Here is a 17,467-nt window from a genome sequence, read left to right on the forward strand (position 1 = left end):
CGGGCAGCCGATCAAGCGGTCACTGACCGCCTACGATCACTGACCGCAACGACACCCCTTGGACTCATTCATCTAGTAGCCCGCCCAGGGTGTGTGGTCCGTCAGCGCCAGCCGGCGCAACAGGCAGCGCAGGCGCAACAGCTGACGGGCCGCCAGGCGCAGGGCGGTGGGACTGCTGGGGGCGTACGCGGTGGTCCACAGGCTCGGTACGAGGTCCATGCCGTCAGGATCGGCCGAGTCCGGCCGGCCGGTCCAACAGATGGTTTCGCTGCGACCCATCTGCAAAACCGATGGGTGTCTCTAGGATCGCCGGATGGAGATACGTCAGCTGCGTCATTTCATGGCGGTCGTCAATGAGGGCGGTTTCACCGCCGCCGCCCGGGCCGAGCTGATCGTGCAGTCGGCGCTCAGCGCCTCGATCCGCAATCTGGAACGGGAGCTGGGCGCCGACCTGTTCGACCGCACCGGGCGCCGGGTGGTGCTGACCGAGGCGGGCCGTGCGCTGGTGCCGCAGGCCCGTGCGCTGCTGGCCGGGGCGGAGGCGGCGCGGCAGGCGGTGGCGGCGGTGACCGGGCTGGAGCGCGGCCGGGTGGCGATCGGCACCATCCAGACGCTGACCAGTGTGGATCTGCCCGCCGAACTGGCCGCCTTCCACGGCGCGTTCCCCGGCGTCCAGGTGTCGGTGCGGGACGCCACGGTGGACGAGCTGACCGACGCGCTGCGGGCCGGGGAGCTGGATCTGGCGTATCTGGCGCCGGACGCCCGGGAGCTGCCCGAGGGGCTGACGGTGCACGCCACCTGGCACGAGGAGCTGGTGCTGATCACCGCGCCGGGGCACCGGCTGGCCGGGGCGGGGCGGGTGCGCATCAGCGATCTCGCCGAGGAGCCGTTCGTGGACTTCCGCGCGGGCACCGGCCTGGAGACGGCGGTGCGGCGGCTGGCCGCGCACTGCGGGCTGCGCCGCCGGATCACCTGTGACGTCACCCAGGCCGGTCTGCTGGTGGAGCTGGTGCGGGCCGGGATCGGGGTCGCCTTCGTGCCCCGGCCGATCGGCGAGCGGGCCGGGCTGCCGTGTGTGACCGTGCGGCAGCCGGAGCCCGGCCGCACGGTGGTCCTGGCCGGGCGCGGGGCCCGGCCGCGCAACCCGGCGGCGGCCGCGCTGCTCGATCACCTGATGGCCGCCTCGGCCGGCCACCTCACGGATGCCTCGGAAGCGCGGCCGCCTCGGCTCAGGGGCGCAGCGCCCGCAGCAGCAGGTCGGCGAGGTGGTCGGCGACCTGCTGCGGGCTGAGCGGGCCGTCGGGCCGGTACCAGGTGGACAGGTGGTGGACCGAGCCGAAGTGGTAGTCCACCACCAGGTCGGCCGGGGTGGCCTTGGAGAAGACGCCCGACTCCTGGCCCTCCTCGATCAGCGCCCGGAAGCGTTCGTGGTAGCGGCGGCGCTCGGCGCGCACCTGCTTGTTCTTCTCCGGGCTCAGATGGTGCATGGAGCGGAAGAAGATCGACGCGTCGTCCAGGTTCTCGATCGTGGTGACCACGACGTCCGCGGCCGCGTCGCGCAGCCGCTTCTCGACCGGTTCGTCCTTGTCGGCGAAGTGGTCCAGGCGCTCCTGCTGCAGCCGCAGCACCCGCGCGTACACCTCGTGCAGCAGGTCGTCCTTCGAGCCGAAGTAGTGGTACAGCGCCCCCTTGGTGACGCCGGCCGCCTCGACGATCTCCTGCACGGAGGTGCGGTCGTAGCCCTGCTCGGCGAAGAGCCGGGTGGCGGCGGCCAGGAGCCGCTGCGGCACAGGAGTCCCGTCACCGTCCGTCGTCCTGGGCACTGCCGCCACCTGCCTTCCGTCTCACTGCCGGCTGTCACCGGCGGGTCGTCGTCCATTGTCGTGCGTCCGGGAACGCAGTTCCCGACGGAGGATCTTCCCACTGGCCGTCTTCGGCAAGTCGGGCAGGATCTCCACCTGACGGGGATATTTGTAGGCGGCCAGTCTCTCCTTGCAGTGGGCGGCGAGCTCGTCCGGGTCCGCCTCGGCGCCGGGGCGCAGGCTGATGTAGGCCTTGGCGGTCTCCCCGCGGTAGCCGTCGGGCACGCCGACCACGGCGGCCTCGCGGACCGCGGGGTGGGTGTAGAGGACGTCCTCGACCTCGCGCGGCCACACCTTGAAGCCGGAGGCGTTGATCATGTCCTTCTTGCGGTCGACGACATAGAGCCAGCCCTGCTCGTCCATGAAGCCGATGTCGCCGGTGCGCAGTTCCCCGTCCGGGAAGGTCTCGGCGGTGGCGTCGGGCCGCTGCCAGTAGCCGGGCACCACCTGCGGGCCGCGCACCAGGATCTCGCCCGGCTCGCCGAAGGGCACCTCGGCGCCCTGCTCGTCGACGATCCGGACGACAGTGTCCGGTCCGGGCAGCCCCACCGCCAGTGTCCCGGAGGCCTCGTCGACGGGGGCCTCGAGGTGGGGCGGGACGGAGGCGCAGGGTGCGGTGCACTCGGTGAGCCCGTAGCCGTTGCGGATGTAGGGGCCGAAGCCGGCGCGGAACTTCTCCACCAGGGCGGGCGGCAGCGGGGCGCCTCCGGAGTTGATCACCTGGAAGGAGGAGAAGTGGTCGCGGGTCACCGAGGGGTGGGCGGCCAGCGCCATGAAGGCGGTGGAGGGGCCGACGGTGTAGTGCGGGCGGTGCTCGGCGAAGGCGTCCAGCACCACGCCCGCCTCGAAGCGGTGGGCCAGTACGAGGGTGCCCGCGCTGTTCAGGCAGGCGCCCAGCTGGCAGACCATGCCGGTGATGTGGAACAGCGGCGCGAGCGCGAAGTAGACGGGCGCCTCGGGCAGGCCCAGGCCGGTGCGCTGCCGTTCGGCGTTGTACATGATGTTGCCGTGGGTGTTGGTGGCGCCCTTGGGGGTGCCGCTGGTGCCCGAGGTGTAGCTGATGAGCGCGATGTCGCCGGGTGCCGGGTCGCGGTCCCCGGGTGCGCGCCGGCCGCGGCGGGCGACGGTGGTGAGGTCGTCGGCGTCCGGGGCCTCGGGGAGCCGCTCGAAGGTGAGCACGCGGGTGTCGCCGCGGCTCTGGAAGTCCAGTTCGCAGCCGGTGAGCACGATGCGCACCGGTGAGCCGGCCGCGGTGTCGCGCAGATACTCCTCCCACGCCCGGTCGGCGCAGATCAGCGCGGTGACGCCGGCGTCGTGCAGGACATGGCCGACCTCGCCCGACTTGTACATGGGGTTGACGGGGACCACGACCGCGCCGGCTTTCCACGCGCCGAGCAGGGCGAGGACGAACAGCGGCGAGTTCTGCAGCATGATCGCCACCCGGTCGCCGCGCTGCAGTCCCCGCTCGGCGAGGTGCCCGGCGACGGAGTCGCTGAGCTCGTCGGTCTCCCGGTAGGTGAGCCGGCCGTCGAAGTAGGCGAGGAAGGTGCGGTCGGGTGCGGCCGTCACGGCTGCGCGCAGGGCGTGGACCAGGGAGTCGGCCGGTGCGATCGGGGCGCGCTGGGCCTCGGTGAGGAGGTCCAGCCAGGGCTTGGCGGCGTAGCGCGAGGCGGTCACCGGGTGGCCTCCCACTGCTGCTGGATGCGGTTCATGCCGCCGAGCCAGCGCTCGGGGTCGGTGGCGCGGGCGCGGTAGTACTCGGCGACCTCGGGGTGCGGCAGGATCAGGAAGCGGTCCTCCTCGATGCCGCGGAAGAGGGCGTCGGCCACGTCGTCCGGCTCGATGGCGGTCGGCCTGAGCATCAGGTCCCCGGCGCTGCCGCTGGCGTCGAGCATGCCGGTGCGCACGCCCTGCGGGCAGATCGCGTGCACCTTCAGGCCGCGGTGACGGTATGTCAGGGACAGCCATTCGGCGAAGGCGTAGGCGCCGTGTTTGGTGACGCTGTAGGGGGCGGCGCCGATCATGGTGAGCAGTCCGGCGGCGGAGACGGTGGAGACGAAGCGGCCGCTGCCGCGCTCCAGCCAGTCGGGCAGCAGGGCGTGGGCGGCGCGGACGTGCGCCATCACATTGACGTCCCAGGACAGCGACCAGGCCCGCTCGTCGAGCGGCTCGCCGACGTCGCCGCCGTCGCAGCCGACGCCCGCGTTGGCGCAGTAGACGTCGACGGTGCCGCCGAGGGCGTCGCGGGCCTCGGTGACGATGGTGGCGGCGTCGCCCGGCAGGGCGATGCCGCCGATCTCCTCGGCCACGGCCTTGGCCCCGTCGGCGTCGAGGTCGTTGACGACGACCCGCGCCCCCTGGGCGGCGAAGCGGCGGGCGAGGGCCGCCCCGATGCCGCCCCCGGCCCCCGTGACGACCACCTTCGCACCCTGCACGGCTTCCACGATCGGTCTCCTTCGACGCGGCGTCCCAAGCGAGTTCCGCGCGACCGCCGCCTACGGCCCGTACGCTGTCCGGCTCGGTCGACCAGGCCTTCCTCGGCGGTGACGCGCGCCGCCAGACTAACCGGTCGGTATGTCGCTGGGAAGGGGTGATCCCACGCGGGTCGGTCAGGTTCGTTCCGCGGGGCCCGGGTGCGCGCTAGCGTGCATGGGCATGACATCTGCCGCGATCACGGAGGTCACCGCATGAAGCTGTCCAGACGGAACCTGCTCGCCGCCGGAACCGCAGCCGCGGCGGTGAGCGCGGCACCGGCGTACGCGGCCCCCGGCCCGGGCCACGGCTCCGCACGCAAGCTGCGCACCGGGTTCGAGCGGCTCGCGGCGGACGGCTACGCGCTGCTCGACGGGCAGCGGGTCGGGGTGGTCACCAACCCGACGGGCATCACCCGCGACGTGCGGCACATCGTCGACGTGATGCACGCCGACGACCGGGTCGACCTGATCGCCGTGTTCGGCCCCGAGCACGGTTTCCGCGGCACCGCGCAGGCGGGCGGCTCCGAGGGCCGCTACGACGACCCGGCGACCGGGCTGCCGGTCTACGACACCTACCTGAAGAGCGGTCAGCCGCTCGCCGGCATCTTCACCGCGTCCGGCGTGGACACGGTGGTCTTCGACATCCAGGACGCCGGCGCCCGCTTCTACACCTACATCTGGACGATGTACGACTGCATGGAGGCGGCGCGGCTCGCCGGGAAGCGGTTCGTGGTCCTGGACCGGCCCAACCCGGTGACCGGGCGGGCGGCCCTCGGCCCGGTGCTGCACAAGGAGTTCGCCACCTTCGTCGGACGGCAGCCGATCTCGCAGGCGCACGGGATGACGGTGGCGGAGCTGGCGCGGCTGTTCAACCACGAGTTCCTCACCTCCCCGGTGCCGCTGGAGACGGTGCGCATGTCGGGGTGGCGGCGCTCGGACTTCTACGACGCCTCCGGGCTGCCCTGGGTGCCGCCGAGCCCGAACATGCCGACGCCGGAGACCGCGCTGGTGTACTCGGGGACCTGCCTGTTCGAGGGGACCAACCTCTCGGAGGGGCGCGGCACCACCCGTCCGTTCGAACTGCTCGGCGCGGAGGGCATCGACGGGCGGTGGGCGGCCGCGGCGAACGAGCTGGGGCTCGCGGGCGTGCGCTTCCGTGAGGCGTACTTCACCCCGACCTTCTCCAAGTTCCAGGGCAAGACGGTCGGGGGCGTGCAGCTGCATGTGCACGACCGCGAGGCGTTCGACCCCGTGCGCACCGGCATCGGCCTGCTGATCTCGGCCAAGCGGGTGTGGAGCGGCTTCGCCTGGCGCGCGGACAACTGGATCGACAAACTGACCGGATCCACGCTGGTGCGCACCCTGATCGACTCGGGTGCCGGCGTGGACGAGGTGGTGGGCGCCTGGCAGGACGAGCTGCGGGAATTCCGCCGGATGCGGCGGGAGTACCTGCTGTACCGCTGAGGCGGCGCCGGGCGGGAATGCGATGCGGTGGCGGCCGGGGATCACCCCGGCCGCCACCGCATTTTCCACGCCGTTCTGCCGCCGCGATGCATACCGGTGCCCGCTTTCAGGAACCCGTGGCCTGTGCCGGGAGTTCTCAGTGCGGGAGTTCTCGGTCCGGACCAGGGGGTGCCCGGGGGCGCGCGAGGTGCGCCCGGCGCGTGCTGCGGACCACAACTGAACCCGGGCGCAAGGGGGTTGGCGCGCGAGCCCCGCGGCCCGCCGATGGGGGCCATCGGAAAACAGATGGAGCCGATTCGCTTTTCGGTACGTCTATTCGGCGACGTCCTTCGACGACGCCGAAGTGACCGAACGACAGGTGCAGGTGTGACGGAGGTGCAGGACGATGGCCGGTTTCCGAAGTCTGGCGAGACAGGTCCGCGATCCGCGGTGCGACCTGGCACTGCGACGTTATTCGCTGCGCAAGTGCCTGGAGCGGTTCGCTCCTTATGGGCACAGGGCGACGTGGGACCATCTGTGCGCGCGGGCCGGATTCGACCCCGAGGACCGCTCCGTGGACCCAGCGCGGCTCGTGGCCGCACTGGAGGAGCTGGAGGAGGCCCGGGCGGTCTGGCTGGCCTATGAGGCGGAGTTCGCCGAGCGGCGCAGGAAGGAGAAGCAGGAAGGGCTGCGCAGGCCCGGCAGCGTGGACGACTGGCACCGGATGGCCTGGGGCGGCTTCGGTGTGGCCTGGTGCGACGACCCCCGGGTGCATCCGCGCGAGCCGCTGGCGGAGGTGCTGCGGCGGCTGATCGCCGCGCTGGAGCGGGAGCCGGGTTCGGCATGCCCCGTGTGCCGGGGGGAACGGCTCGTCTGGCGCTACGACCTGGATCACGAACCGTCGGCGGGCCCGGTGTGCACGGACTGCGGCATCCTGGTGCCGACGCCGGTCCTCACGGCCGAGGCGCTGGCGAACGCACGGCGCGCCACTCTGCTGGTGTCGGCCTGAACGGTGCGGGGCGTGCGGAAGCCCGAAGGCGCTGGCGGACGTCGACCTGAAACAGGCGGCCGAGGACGGCACGGACTTCGCGGAGCTGCTGGGGATCACCAAGTGGGTTCCCCCGGTGCCGCCCACCATGAGCGGCGAGGTGGAGCCCGCCCCGGACCTGCTGCCCTGGGTGGACATCGAGAACATCCAGCGCTACCCCGACATCTTCACGCCGGGCGAGCCCGTAGTCCTCACCGAGAAGCTGCACGGCTCGGCCTGTCTGCTGACCTATGTCGCGGACGAGGACCGCGTGTACGTCTCCTCCAAGGGCTACGGTGCCAAGTCGCTGGCGCTGAAGGAGGATCCGCGCAATCTGTACTGGCGTGCGGTGCGTGGTTACGGGGTCGCCGGCGCGGCGGCGGAGCTGGCCGGCCGGCTGGGCGCGCGGCGCGTCGGCATCTTCGGCGAGGTGTACGGCGCCGGGGTGCAGGACCTGACGTACGGGGCGGACGGGCGGCGCGACACGGTGGGCTACGCCGTGTTCGACGTGTCCGCGGAGATCGACGGGCAGGTGCGCTGGCTGGACGCGGCCGAACTGCTGGAGGGGCTGGAGGGCAGGCTGCCGTTGGTGCCCCGGCTGTACGAGGGCCCCTACGACAGCGACGAGGTCCTGCGGATCGCTACCGGGCGCGAGACCGTCTCCGGGCGCGGGCTGCATCTGCGGGAGGGTGTCGTCATCCGCCCGGCGGTCGAACGCCACAGCCCCGTCACGGGCGGCCGTGCCATAGCCAAGGCGATCAGCCCTGCCTATCTGACCCGCAAGGGGGGCACGGAGTACGAGTGAGCGGGGCCGTCGGTCGGCGGTTTCCGTGGTGAGCGGCCCCCGCCCCAGCGGCACGTCTGCTCATGGCCAGGTACCCCGCGGTGACGCGCACCCTTGCCGGGCTGCGCCCGCAATGGGCACCCGGCGCGGGTACCGGCCGGGGGTGGGGTGCGCTTACCGGCGCTGGCAGGGTGCCGCTGCGCCCACCCTCCCCCACGCTCGGCTTCGCTCGCGCGGGGGGACCCCCATCGCCCCAGGCGGCACGACTGCCCGCAACGAGGGACGCGGCCGCCCGCGCCAGGACGCCCGATCGCCCGCGGCGAGGGAGACCCGCCCGCCCGCAGCTGGGGAGGTTCGGCTGCTCCCGCAGCGAGGCGGGCGCGGGTGACCGCGGCGGCGCGGGGAGCCGCGTGGTCGGCCGCGGGCTGGGCGCGTGGCGAGAGCCGCGGTGAACAGCCGCAGAGCGGACCAGCGGTGACAGCACCGGTGACCGGCCACAGGCCGGACCGGTGGCGGCAGTCGCCCGCCGGGCTGCGGTCAACGCCGGCCCCGGCGCCAGTCGGCGGGGCCGGCGACGCGCTACGGGAGGCGTAGGCGCGTCAGCGGGTCGGCTGTTTGCGTTCGGGGAGGAGGCGGGAGCCGGTGAGGCGGTCGCCGAAGGCGTCGTCGGGGTTGGAGAGGACGCAGGTGTCCAGGGAGAGGCAGCCGCAGCCGATGCAGTCGGTGAGGTGGTCGCGGAGGCGGTTGAGCTGGGTGATGCGCTCGTCCAGTTCGGAGCGCCACGCCTGGGAGAGCCGGGCCCAGTCGTCCCGCGTGGGTGTGCGTTCCTCGGGCAGCTCGGCGAGCGCCTCGCGGATGGTGGCGAGCGGGATGCCGACCCGCTGGGCGGCTCGGATGAAGGCGACCCGGCGCAGCGTGTCCCGGCTGTAGCGGCGCTGGTTGCCGGAGGTGCGGCGGCTCTTGATCAGGCCCTTGGACTCGTAGAAGTGCAGGGCGGAGACGGCGGCGCCGCTGCGTGCGGAGAGCTGGCCGACGGTGAGCTCGTGGATCTTCTCGGGAATCTTGGGCACCCCTCGAAGCCTACCCACCCCTCCCGGCGTCCGGTCCGTTGACAGGGGCCGCGCACACCCACCATGCTAAGCAGTCGCTTAGACATCAGCCCGAGGTAGGCGCAGAGAGAGGCCGGGACATGGCAGAGCCGAGGATCTTCACGTCCGTCGACGAGCTGAAGGCGGCGGTGGGCGAACAGCTGGGCTACACCGACTGGCTGGAGATCGACCAGAAGCGGATCGACCTGTTCGCCGAGGCGACCGGCGACCACCAGTGGATCCACGTCGACCCGGAGAAGGCCGCCGCGGGCCCCTTCGGCACGACGATCGCCCACGGCTATCTGACGCTGTCCCTGCTGCCCCTCTTCGGGCCGCAGCTGATCTCCGTCGAGGGCGTGAAGATGGGCGTCAACTACGGCACCAACAAGGTGCGCTTCCCCGCCCCCGTGCCGGTCGGCTCCCGGCTGCGCGCCACGGCCATGATCACCGCCGTCGACGAGGTGCCGGGCGGGGTGCAGGTGACCACCGCCTTCACCGTGGAGCGCGAGGGCGGCGACAAGCCGGTGTGCGTGGCCGAGTCGGTGGCCCGCTACTACCTGTGATGCGTCTGCCTGCGGTTCACGACCGGGAGCCGGCGTTCTTGGCCCCGACCATCCGCAGCACGAGGTCGGCGTAGAGGTCGCCGATCTCCTCCGGGGTGCGCGGCCCGTTCACATTGAACCAGCGGGCCACGTCGATGCAGAGCGAGAGCACCGCGAGCGTGGTGCCGTGGACGTCGGGCACGTCGAACTCGCCCGTGCGCACGCCGTCCTCGATGATGCCGCGCACCTCGGCGTTGACCTGCTTGCGCAGGCCGACGATCTCGGCGCGCGCCTCCGGGCCGAGCGAGTCCAGCTCGTACTGCACGACCCGCGCCGTGGTGCGCCCGCCGGCGTGCCAGCGCACGAAGGAGCTCACCGCGTCGGCGAGCCGCTCGGTCGGGCTGCCCTCGCCGCGGGCCGCGGTGCGCAGGATGTCCAGGGCCTTCTCGTGCCCGATCCTGCTGATGCGGTGCAGCAGCTCTTCCTTGGTCTTGTAGTGGATGTAGAGCGCTGCCGGGCTCATTCCCGCGCGGCCCGCGATGTCCCGGGTCGTCGTGGCGTGGTAGCCCCGTTCCGCGAACGCCTCCACGGCGGCGAGCAGCAGCCGTCGGGCCGCGTCGGGCGTGACCTCGGCCCACGGCTGCACCTCGCCACCGGCCGTTTCCTCCGCCGTACTCATCACTCACCCCATTCGCTGGCAGGGACAACACCATACCGGCAAGGGTGAGCGAGCGCTTAGCGACCTCGGAGCTTCCGTGCTCTCGGGAGCCTCCGTGATCACGGACCCTTTGCGGCCTCAGAGCTTCTGCAGCGGGTCGTGCTCGGCGAGCAGCTTCTCCAGCCGGGCCTGGTCGACCCGGTTGACGAGCTGCCCGGCCTCCTGGCGGTCACGGATGACCTTGGCCAGGGTGAAGGCCGAGGTGACCAGATACAGGACCGCGATGCCCAGGAACGCCCGGACCCAGGCATCGGTCTGGAGATTGAAGATACCGATCGCGGTGGCGCCGAGGGCGATCGCGAAGGAGGCGACGGCCTGACCGTAGAAGGCGGCCGTACTCTGCTGCTTGACCGGTGTGTCACTCATGCGGAACAGCATCGGCCGACGTGGCCCGCGCCACCTCCGCTCGGATACTCAGGCGACGTACTCAGCATCGGGCGGTCCCGGTCCGCTTCAGAACGCGGAGACCCCGGTCAGGGCGCGGCCGATGACCAGCTTCTGGATCTGGCTGGTGCCCTCGTAGAGGGTCATCACCCGGGCGTCGCGCAGCAGCTTCCCGGCCGGGTACTCGTCGATGTAGCCGTAACCGCCGAACACCTGAAGGGCGTTGTTCGCGGCACGCACCGCGGCCTCCGAGGCGAACAGCTTCGCCTTGGACGACTCCACCGCGAAGGGCAGTCCGCGGTCGATCAGGTCGGCGACCCGCCAGGTCAGCAGCCGGGCGGCGTCCACGTCGACGGCGATGTCGCTGATCAGCTCCTGCACCAGCTGATGGTGGGCGATGGTCCGGCCGAACTGCTCGCGCTCGCCCGCGTGGCGCACGGCCGCGTCCAGGGCCGCCTGGGCTATGCCGACGCAGCCGGCCGCGACCGACATGCGCCCCTTGGCCAGGGCGGACATGGCGACCGAGAAGCCCTTCCCCTCGGGGCCCAGCATCGCGGAGGCGGGCACCCGGACGTCCTCGAACACCAGCTCGGCGGTGGCCTGGCCGCGCAGGCCCAGCTTGCCGTGGACGGTGCGGCGGGTCAGGCCGGGGGCGTCGGCGGGGACCAGGAAGGCGGAGATCCCCTTGTGGCCGGGGGCGTCGGTGGAGCGGGCGAAGAGCAGCACGACGTCGGCCCAGGTGCCGTTGGTGATGAACATCTTGGTGCCGTTGACGATGTAGTCGTCGCCGTCGCGCACGGCACGCGTGGTGAGGCTGCCGGCGTCGGAGCCGGTGCCGGGCTCGGTGAGGCCGAAGCAGCCGACGTACTCGCCGGAGGTGAGGCCCGGCAGCCACTGCCGCTTCTGCTCCTCGCTCCCCCAGGCGGCGATGGTCTTGGCGACCAGCCCCAGGGAGACCGAGACGATGCCGCGCACGGAGGAGTCGCCCCGGCCCAGCTCCTCGGTGACCAGGCAGTACGCCAGGTGGTCGCCCCCGGAGCCGCCGTACTCCTCGTCGATGGTCAGACCGAGGAACCCGAGCTCACCGAGCTTCTTGACGATGCCGCGGTCCACTTCCTCGGCCCGGTCCCAGGCGGCGGCGTGGGGCACGACCTCGCGCTCGACGAAGTCCCGGGCGAGCCGGCGGACGGCGCTCTGCTCCTCGCTGAGCTCCAGGTTCATGAGGGTCACTCACTCCAGAGAAGAAGTTGAACGTGCAATCCTTAAATTATCACTGCTAGTTTTTAGTCGCAGCCCTACTATGTGCGCCATGGCCCGACCGCGCAAGCCCCTCCTCAGCACCGACCGGATCGTCGAGACGGCCCGTGCGCTCGTGGACGCAGAGGGCCTCGCGGCCGTCTCAACGCGCCGGCTCGCCGCGGAACTGGGGGTCAGCGGGCCCTCGCTCTACAACCACTTCCGCACCAAGGACGAGATCCTCGAGGCGGTCGCCGACTCCGTGAGCGCGCAGGTCGATCTGTCGATGTTCGAGGACGGGCGGGACTGGCGGACGGCGCTGCACGACTGGGCCGTCTCCTACCGGGCCGCGCTGCGCGACCACCCCAACATCGTTCCGGTGCTCGCCCGGGGTCCCGGCCGGCGTCCGGCCGCGCTGCGGCTCGCCGACGCGGTGTACGGGGCGATGGTGAAGGCGGGGTGGCCGCCGGCGCAGGCGACCTCCATCGGGGCGCTGATGCGGTACTTCATCATGGGCTCCGCCCTGGGGTCCTTCGCCGGCGGCTTCCCGGACGACGCGAGCGCCTACGACCCGGCCGACTATCCGCATCTGCAGCAGGCGCATCTGCTCGCCGAGAAGCAGGAGAAGATCGACGAGCGGGCGTTCGAGACGGGGCTGACGGCGCTGCTGGACGGGCTGACGCGGCAGTACGAGCAGGTGCGGGGTACTGCGTAGGCGGGCGGGCGTGCCGGTTCGGGTGCGTGCAGGTTTCGGTGTGTGCAGGTTTCGGTGCGTGCGTGCTTGGTGCGTTCATCTTTCGGTGCGTGCATCTTCCGGCGTGCATCGTTCGGTGTCCGCCGAAGTGTGCCTGCCGCATGCTGGGAGGCATGACCTCGAGGGATCCACAGGCGGCGGGGCTGGCTCGGCTGGCCGGGCTGTTCGCCGACGAGACGCGGGCCGCGTGTCTGCTGGCCCTGCTGGACGGGCGGGCCTGGACAGCGGGTGAGCTGGCGCGGCACGCGGGGGTCGCGGCGTCCACGGTGAGCGAGCATCTGGGGAAGCTGGTCGCGGGCGGGCTGCTGACGGAGGAACGGCAGGGGCGGCACCGGTATGTGCGGCTGGCCGACGCGCGGGTCGCCCAGCTGGTGGAGGATCTGGCGGCGCAGGTGCCGGCGGAGGCCCGGCGGGCGCCCCGTGGTCTGCGTGAGGCGAGTGCGGGGTCGGCGATGGCTCGGGGGCGCACCTGTTACGACCATCTCGCGGGGCGGCTGGGGATCGCGGTGACGGATGCGATGACCCGGCTGGGGCTGCTGCGGCAGGACACCGGGTTCGCCTTGACGGATGCGGGGGTGGAGTGGTTCGGGCAGGTCGGGATTCCGCTGGCGCGGGGCGGGCGGCGGCCGCTGGCGCGGGCGTGCCTGGACTGGACCGAACGGCGACCGCATCTGGCCGGTGCGGCGGGGGCGGCGTTGTGCCGGCATGCGCTGGAGAAGGGGTGGTGTGTGCGGATCGGGTCGGGGCGGGCGGTGAAGGTCACGGCGGTCGGGGAGCGGGTGTTGTCGGAGGTGCTGGGCATCGAGGCGGGTGAGTTCCGGATCGGGTCCGGGTGAGTTGAGTGAGGGGCGGTGGCAGAGGGGGTGCCGGGCTCGGGCGGTTGCCGGGTGCGGGTGCGGGGTGGCTGGGCGCGCAGTTCCCCGCGCCCCTGAGGGAGTTGCGGCCGGCGGGGTTTTCGGGCCCCCCGCGTCACTCCCCCGGCCTGCGCCCCGCGGCCTCGGTCGGCCCCGCACCCGGCATCCGCGTCAGCGTGAGCGGGCCCGGTCTGCCAGGATCTTGATGCTGATGAGGGCTATCACCGCGAGGGCGATGATGTAGGCCGAGACCGACATGGACGTGTGCGTGGCCTCCAGGAGGAGGACCATCACGAAGGGGGCCAGGCCGCCGCCCGCGACCGCTGCCATCTGGTAGCCGAGGGACGCTCCCGTGTAGCGCATCTCCGGAGTGAACAGCTCGGCGAACAGGGCCGCCTGGGGGCCGTACATGATGCTCAGGAAGCAGCTGGCGACGAAGGTGCCGACCGCAAGCCAGAGCAGGGAGGCCGTGTCGATGAGCAGGAACATGGGGACGGCCCACAGGGCGATGCCCACGGCGCCCAGGGCGTAGATGCGGATGCGCCCGAGGCGGTCGGAGAGGGCGGCGGAGACCGGGATCAGCACCAGCTGGGTGAGGCTGACGCACAGGGAGACGGCGAGCACCGGCCCCTTGTCCATGCCGAGTTCGCGGGTGGTGTAGTCGAGGACCCCGGTGATCAGGATGTAGAAGGTCGCGGTGTTGACGGCGAAGGAGCCGCCGGCCAGCAGGACCGTGCCCAGGTGGCCGCGCAGGACGGTGCGCAGGGGCGAGGCCTGCTCGCCCTTCTCCTTCTCGGCCAGGGCCCGCTCGGCCTCGCGGAACTCGGGGGTCTCCTCGACGCGGGTGTGGATGTACCAGGCGAGGGCGAGGACGAACAGGCCGATCAGGAACGGCACCCGCCAGCCCCAGGCGGTGAAGGCGGTGTCGCTGGTGAGGGCGCCGGCGATCAGGAAGACGGTGTTGGCCGTCACCACCCCGATGGGCACGCCGAGCTGGACGACGCTGCCGTAGAGGCCGCGCTTGCCCTCGGGGGCGTACTCGGTGGCCAGCAGCATGGCTCCGCCCCACTGGGCGCCCACCGCGACGCCCTGGGCGATGCGCAGCAGGACCAGCAGGACGGGGGCGGCGACGCCGATCGTCTCGTAGGTCGGGAGCAGGCCGATGCCGGTGGTGGCCAGGCCCATCAGCGTGAGCGCGAGGACCAGCATCGGCTTGCGGCCCCGCTTGTCGCCGAGCTGGCCGGCGACGATGCCGCCGAGCGGGCGGGCGAGGAAGCCGACGGCGAAGGTGGCGAAGGCGGCGAGGACGCCGGCGGCGGAGCTGCCGGCCGGGAAGTACAGGTCGCCGAGGACCAGGGCGGCGGCGATGCCGAAGACGAAGTAGTCGTACCACTCGACGGCCGAGGCGAGCGCGGCTGCGGTGGCGACCCGGCGGCGGTGCGGGGCCGCGGAGGTGGTGGAGGTGAGCGGCTGAGCGGAGGGTGCGGTGTCTGCGGTGTCCATACGTGCTCGCTCCGAGGGTGCGGGGACGGAACAGCGAAACGGTGGCCCGGGTTCCGGGGAACGTACTGACCGGACGGTATGGACGTCAACGGGTGTGCAGGACCGATTTTCCGGAGGCGGGACGGCCCGGCTCCGGCCCGTGCGCATGCCGGAGTCCCCGGCCTGAAGAGGCACAGGCCGGGGTGGCGGCGGGGGCCGTCAGAAGACCACCAGTGCGCGGCCCCCCTTGCCCGCCAGCATGTTCTCGAAGGCGGCCGGGATGCCGTCCAGGGCGATGCGCTCGGTCACCAGGGCGCCCAGGTCGAGGCGGCCGGCGCGGATGTGCTCGCCGAGGACGGGCAGGTCGCGGGCCGGGTCGGAGTTGCCGTAGACGCAGCCGGCCAGGGTGCGGCCCCAGTGGAAGATCTCCAGGGCGTTGAAGGTGACCTGCTGGTCCTTGCCGCCGATGCCGACGACCGTGGTGCGGCCGCCGCGGCGGGTGGACTCCCAGGCGGCACGGATGGTCGCCCCGCGGCCGACGCACTCGACGGCCACGTCCACGCCCTGCTTGCCGGTGAGGGCGCGGATCTCGCGGGGTGTGGTGTCGGAGGCGAGGAGGTAGTCGGTGGCGCCGGCCGCCAGTGCCAGCTCCTCCTTCGCCGGGGAGACGTCCACCGCGACGATCCTGGACGCCCCCGCGATGCGCGCGGATTGGAGGGCGGCGAGCCCCACTCCCCCGACGCCGAACACGGCGACCGTCTCGCCGGGCCCCACGCGGGCCGAGTGGTGGACGGCGCCGTAGCCGGTGAGGACCGCGCAGCCGAGCAGGGCGGCGTCGGCGAGCGGGACGCCCTCGGGGGCGGGCAGGACGCAGGAGGCGGGCACCACCGTCTCCTCGGCGAACGCGGCGACGTTCAGGCCGGGGTGCAGTTCGGTGCCGTCGTCGGCGCGGCGGGCGTGCACCGCGGCGGCGCCGCTGAGGGCGTCGGCGCACAGCCACACCTCGCCGCGGGCGCAGGCGGGGCAGGCGCCGCAGGAGGGCGCCCAGTTGAGCACCACGCCGTCGCCGGGCGCGACATGGGTGACGCCCTCGCCGACGGAGACGACGGTGCCGGCGCCCTCGTGGCCGAGGACGGCCGGGACCGGCAGGCGCATGGTGCCGTTGGACAGGGACAGGTCGGAGTGGCAGACCCCGGCGGCGGCGAGCCGGACGCGGACCCGGCCGGGGCCGGGCTCGGGCAGCTCGATGCCGGTGATCTCCAGCGGGGCGTCGACGGCGGGCAGGACGGCGGCACGGACAGCCATGGCGGAGGTGACTCCCCTGAGAACTGGAGGGACGTGGACTGATCAGAACTGGAGGGACTTGGTCTGGAGGTACTCGGTCAGGCCGTGCACGCCGAGCTCACGGCCGACGCCCGACTGCTTGTAACCGCCGAACGGGGCGAGGGGGTTGAAGCGGCCGCCGTTGATGTCGACCTGGCCGGTCTCCATGCGACAGGCGAAGGCCACCGCCTCCTCCTCGCTTCCGGCCCACACGGCGCCGGCGAGGCCGTAGACGGTGCCGTTGGCGATGCGCAGCGCCTCCTCCTCGTCGTCGTAGCGCAGGACGGACAGGACGGGACCGAAGATCTCCTCCTGGGCGATGGTCATCTCGGGGGTGACGTCGGCGAAGACGGTCGGGCTGACGTAGTAGCCCTTCTCACGCGGGGACTCGGGGCCGCCGGCGACCAGGCGGGCGCCCTCGGCGACGCCCTTCTCGATGTAGCCGCGAACGCGCTGCTGCTGGGCGGCGTTGACCAGCGGGCCGATGCGGTCGCCGTACTTGGCGGCGGCGGCCGCGGCCAGTTCGACCGCCTCGTCGTAGTGGTCGCGGTGGACCAGCATGCGGGTCCAGGCGCTGCACGTCTGGCCGGAGTTGGACATCACGTTGGCGACGCCGACGTTGACGGCGCGGGCCAGGTCGGCGCCGGGCAGGATGACGTTGGCGGACTTGCCGCCGAGTTCCAGGGCCACCTTCTTGACCATGCCGGTGGCGATGGCGCCGATGCGGCGGCCGACGGCGGTGGAGCCGGTGAAGGAGAGCAGGTCGACGCCGGGGTGTTCGGCGAGGGCCTGGCCCGCGACCGGGCCGAGTCCGGTGACCAGGTTGACCACGCCCGCCGGGATCCCGGCCTCCTGCACGGTCTCGGCGAAGAGGCGCGCCACCAGCGGGGTGTCCTCGGCCGGCTTGACGACGACGGTGCAGCCGGCGGCCAGGGCGGGGGCGACCTTGGCGACGATCTGGTGCAGGGGGTAGTTCCAGGGCGTGATCGCACCGACCACGCCGACCGGTTCGTGCAGGATCGTGGAGTTGCCCGCCTTCTCCTCGAAGGAGTACGTGGCGGCCAGCTCGGCGTAGGAGCCGGCGACCGCGATGGGCACGCCGGCGTGCACGGTCTGGGAGAGCTTCAGGGGTGCGCCGAGTTCGGCGGTGACCGTCTCGGCGATCTCGTCCCTGCGGGCCTCGAGCCGGTCCCGCAGGGCGGCGAGGCGGGCGGCGCGCTCGGGGGGCGGTGTGGCGGCCCAGGCCGGGAGGGCGGCGCGGGCGGCCCGTACGGCGGCGTCGACGTCCTCGGCGGTGCCGGCGGGGACGGTGGCGATCACCTGCTCGTCGGCCGGGTTCACCACCTCGATCACATCCGGGCCGGCGGCGGGGCGCCAGGCGCCGTCGATGAACATGCCGTCGTATGCCTTCATCACGCTTCCTCCGGGGCGGGGGCGTCGTCGTCCGGCACATAAACTAGCGATGTTAGTTTTCGGGCGCCAGAGGGGACCGGCGT

At 72.5% G+C, this 17,467-nt stretch carries 17 protein-coding genes and 1 pseudogene; 7 read left to right on the forward strand and 11 right to left on the reverse strand.

From position 1 onward, the window contains the following. Positions 1-72: 72 nt before the first annotated feature. Positions 73-219, reverse strand: coding sequence for a hypothetical protein (locus ABD198_RS15125; RefSeq protein WP_344001363.1), 147 nt, complete (start codon positions 217-219; stop codon positions 73-75). Between the two features lie 94 nt (positions 220-313). On the opposite strand from ABD198_RS15125, the gene ABD198_RS15130 reads away from it, so the two are divergent. After that, on the forward strand, positions 314-1,291 hold the full coding sequence (locus ABD198_RS15130) for a LysR family transcriptional regulator (protein ID WP_344001365.1): 978 nt from the start codon (positions 314-316) through the stop codon (positions 1,289-1,291). On the opposite strand, the gene ABD198_RS15135 is transcribed toward ABD198_RS15130, so the two are convergent. From ABD198_RS15135 to ABD198_RS15145, 3 genes are read right to left on the reverse strand one after another with little or no spacing between them, the layout of a single operon-like run. Next, a complete protein-coding gene (locus ABD198_RS15135) occupies positions 1,230-1,823 on the reverse strand; it encodes a TetR/AcrR family transcriptional regulator (protein ID WP_344001367.1) in 594 nt (197 codons plus the stop codon). The genes ABD198_RS15130 and ABD198_RS15135 overlap by 62 nt on opposite strands. A 21-nt stretch (positions 1,824-1,844) precedes the next feature. Then, entirely contained in the window at positions 1,845-3,539 is a 1,695-nt protein-coding gene (locus ABD198_RS15140; protein WP_344001369.1) for a class I adenylate-forming enzyme family protein, read from the reverse strand. After that, positions 3,536-4,309, reverse strand: coding sequence for an SDR family oxidoreductase (locus ABD198_RS15145; protein ID WP_344001494.1), 774 nt, complete (start codon positions 4,307-4,309; stop codon positions 3,536-3,538). Before ABD198_RS15145 ends, ABD198_RS15140 begins: the two co-directional genes overlap by 4 nt. Positions 4,310-4,549: 240 nt before the next feature. On the opposite strand from ABD198_RS15145, the gene ABD198_RS15150 reads away from it, so the two are divergent. The 3 genes and pseudogenes from ABD198_RS15150 to ABD198_RS15160 form a co-directional block, all read left to right on the forward strand. Continuing rightward, on the forward strand, positions 4,550-5,800 hold the full coding sequence (locus tag ABD198_RS15150; RefSeq protein WP_344001371.1) for an exo-beta-N-acetylmuramidase NamZ family protein: 1,251 nt from the start codon (positions 4,550-4,552) through the stop codon (positions 5,798-5,800). 385 nt (positions 5,801-6,185) lie between these two features. Further along, positions 6,186-6,788: a hypothetical protein gene (locus ABD198_RS15155; protein ID WP_344001373.1), complete on the forward strand. Its 603-nt coding sequence runs from the start codon at positions 6,186-6,188 to the stop codon at positions 6,786-6,788. A 22-nt stretch (positions 6,789-6,810) separates the two neighbouring features. Next, positions 6,811-7,611 (forward strand): annotated as a pseudogene (locus ABD198_RS15160) (RNA ligase (ATP)); the annotation flags it as partial. 578 nt (positions 7,612-8,189) lie between these two features. Here the strand turns inward: ABD198_RS15160 and soxR are convergent. After that, positions 8,190-8,660 carry a redox-sensitive transcriptional activator SoxR gene (soxR, locus tag ABD198_RS15165; RefSeq protein WP_344001375.1) on the reverse strand — a complete coding sequence of 157 codons (471 nt, stop codon included), beginning with the start codon at positions 8,658-8,660 and terminating at the stop codon, positions 8,190-8,192. Between the two features lie 119 nt (positions 8,661-8,779). On the opposite strand from soxR, the gene ABD198_RS15170 reads away from it, so the two are divergent. Further along, positions 8,780-9,241: a MaoC family dehydratase gene (locus tag ABD198_RS15170; protein WP_344001377.1), complete on the forward strand. Its 462-nt coding sequence runs from the start codon at positions 8,780-8,782 to the stop codon at positions 9,239-9,241. 16 nt (positions 9,242-9,257) lie between these two features. Here ABD198_RS15170 and ABD198_RS15175 read toward each other — a convergent pair whose 3' ends face one another. The 3 genes from ABD198_RS15175 to ABD198_RS15185 all read right to left on the reverse strand — a co-directional run bounded on the left by ABD198_RS15175 (position 9,258) and on the right by ABD198_RS15185 (position 11,543). Continuing rightward, positions 9,258-9,899 carry a TetR/AcrR family transcriptional regulator gene (locus tag ABD198_RS15175; RefSeq protein WP_344001379.1) on the reverse strand — a complete coding sequence of 214 codons (642 nt, stop codon included), beginning with the start codon at positions 9,897-9,899 and terminating at the stop codon, positions 9,258-9,260. A gap of 117 nt (positions 9,900-10,016) precedes the next feature. Continuing rightward, positions 10,017-10,304, reverse strand: a complete 288-nt coding sequence (locus tag ABD198_RS15180; RefSeq protein ID WP_344001381.1) for a YiaA/YiaB family inner membrane protein — start codon at positions 10,302-10,304, stop codon at positions 10,017-10,019. Positions 10,305-10,391: 87 nt separating this feature from the next. Next, positions 10,392-11,543: an acyl-CoA dehydrogenase family protein gene (locus tag ABD198_RS15185; protein WP_344001383.1), complete on the reverse strand. Its 1,152-nt coding sequence runs from the start codon at positions 11,541-11,543 to the stop codon at positions 10,392-10,394. 79 nt (positions 11,544-11,622) lie between these two features. On the opposite strand from ABD198_RS15185, the gene ABD198_RS15190 reads away from it, so the two are divergent. Together ABD198_RS15190 and ABD198_RS15195 are read left to right on the forward strand one after the other, a co-directional pair. Next, the gene (locus tag ABD198_RS15190) at positions 11,623-12,273 is read left to right on the forward strand and encodes a TetR/AcrR family transcriptional regulator (RefSeq protein ID WP_344001385.1); all 651 of its coding nucleotides are present in this window, start codon (positions 11,623-11,625) and stop codon (positions 12,271-12,273) included. A gap of 140 nt (positions 12,274-12,413) precedes the next feature. Further along, the gene (locus tag ABD198_RS15195) at positions 12,414-13,148 is read left to right on the forward strand and encodes an ArsR/SmtB family transcription factor (RefSeq protein ID WP_425580480.1); all 735 of its coding nucleotides are present in this window, start codon (positions 12,414-12,416) and stop codon (positions 13,146-13,148) included. Between the two features lie 189 nt (positions 13,149-13,337). Here the strand turns inward: ABD198_RS15195 and ABD198_RS15200 are convergent, their stop codons facing one another. From ABD198_RS15200 to ABD198_RS15210, 3 genes are all read right to left on the reverse strand, one after another. Next, positions 13,338-14,669 (reverse strand): MFS transporter, encoded by a 1,332-nt coding sequence (locus ABD198_RS15200; protein ID WP_344001389.1) that lies wholly within the window; start codon positions 14,667-14,669, stop codon positions 13,338-13,340. A 198-nt stretch (positions 14,670-14,867) separates the two neighbouring features. Continuing rightward, positions 14,868-15,953, reverse strand: coding sequence for a Zn-dependent alcohol dehydrogenase (locus tag ABD198_RS15205; protein WP_344001391.1), 1,086 nt, complete (start codon positions 15,951-15,953; stop codon positions 14,868-14,870). Positions 15,954-15,995: 42 nt separating this feature from the next. Continuing rightward, entirely contained in the window at positions 15,996-17,384 is a 1,389-nt protein-coding gene (locus ABD198_RS15210; protein ID WP_344001393.1) for an aldehyde dehydrogenase family protein, read from the reverse strand. Between the last annotated feature and the right edge of the window lie 83 nt (positions 17,385-17,467).

Origin of the sequence: Streptomyces thermocarboxydovorans (assembly GCF_039524635.1) — a bacterium.
Classification (GTDB): domain Bacteria; phylum Actinomycetota; class Actinomycetes; order Streptomycetales; family Streptomycetaceae; genus Streptomyces; species Streptomyces thermocarboxydovorans.

Bases quoted from the DNA above. Each gene is read 5' to 3' on its own strand.
- ABD198_RS15125 (WP_344001363.1), bottom strand. From the start codon at position 219: ATGGACCTCGTACCGAGCCTGTGGACCACCGCGTACGCCCCCAGCAGT.
- ABD198_RS15130 (WP_344001365.1), top strand. From the start codon at position 314: ATGGAGATACGTCAGCTGCGTCATTTCATGGCGGTCGTCAATGAGGGC.
- ABD198_RS15150 (WP_344001371.1), top strand. From the start codon at position 4,550: ATGAAGCTGTCCAGACGGAACCTGCTCGCCGCCGGAACCGCAGCCGCG.
- ABD198_RS15155 (WP_344001373.1), top strand. From the start codon at position 6,186: ATGGCCGGTTTCCGAAGTCTGGCGAGACAGGTCCGCGATCCGCGGTGC.
- ABD198_RS15170 (WP_344001377.1), top strand. From the start codon at position 8,780: ATGGCAGAGCCGAGGATCTTCACGTCCGTCGACGAGCTGAAGGCGGCG.
- ABD198_RS15175 (WP_344001379.1), bottom strand. From the start codon at position 9,899: ATGAGTACGGCGGAGGAAACGGCCGGTGGCGAGGTGCAGCCGTGGGCC.
- ABD198_RS15180 (WP_344001381.1), bottom strand. From the start codon at position 10,304: ATGAGTGACACACCGGTCAAGCAGCAGAGTACGGCCGCCTTCTACGGT.
- ABD198_RS15185 (WP_344001383.1), bottom strand. From the start codon at position 11,543: ATGAACCTGGAGCTCAGCGAGGAGCAGAGCGCCGTCCGCCGGCTCGCC.
- ABD198_RS15190 (WP_344001385.1), top strand. From the start codon at position 11,623: ATGTGCGCCATGGCCCGACCGCGCAAGCCCCTCCTCAGCACCGACCGG.
- ABD198_RS15195 (WP_425580480.1), top strand. From the start codon at position 12,414: ATGCTGGGAGGCATGACCTCGAGGGATCCACAGGCGGCGGGGCTGGCT.
- ABD198_RS15200 (WP_344001389.1), bottom strand. From the start codon at position 14,669: ATGGACACCGCAGACACCGCACCCTCCGCTCAGCCGCTCACCTCCACC.
- ABD198_RS15205 (WP_344001391.1), bottom strand. From the start codon at position 15,953: ATGGCTGTCCGTGCCGCCGTCCTGCCCGCCGTCGACGCCCCGCTGGAG.
- ABD198_RS15210 (WP_344001393.1), bottom strand. From the start codon at position 17,384: ATGAAGGCATACGACGGCATGTTCATCGACGGCGCCTGGCGCCCCGCC.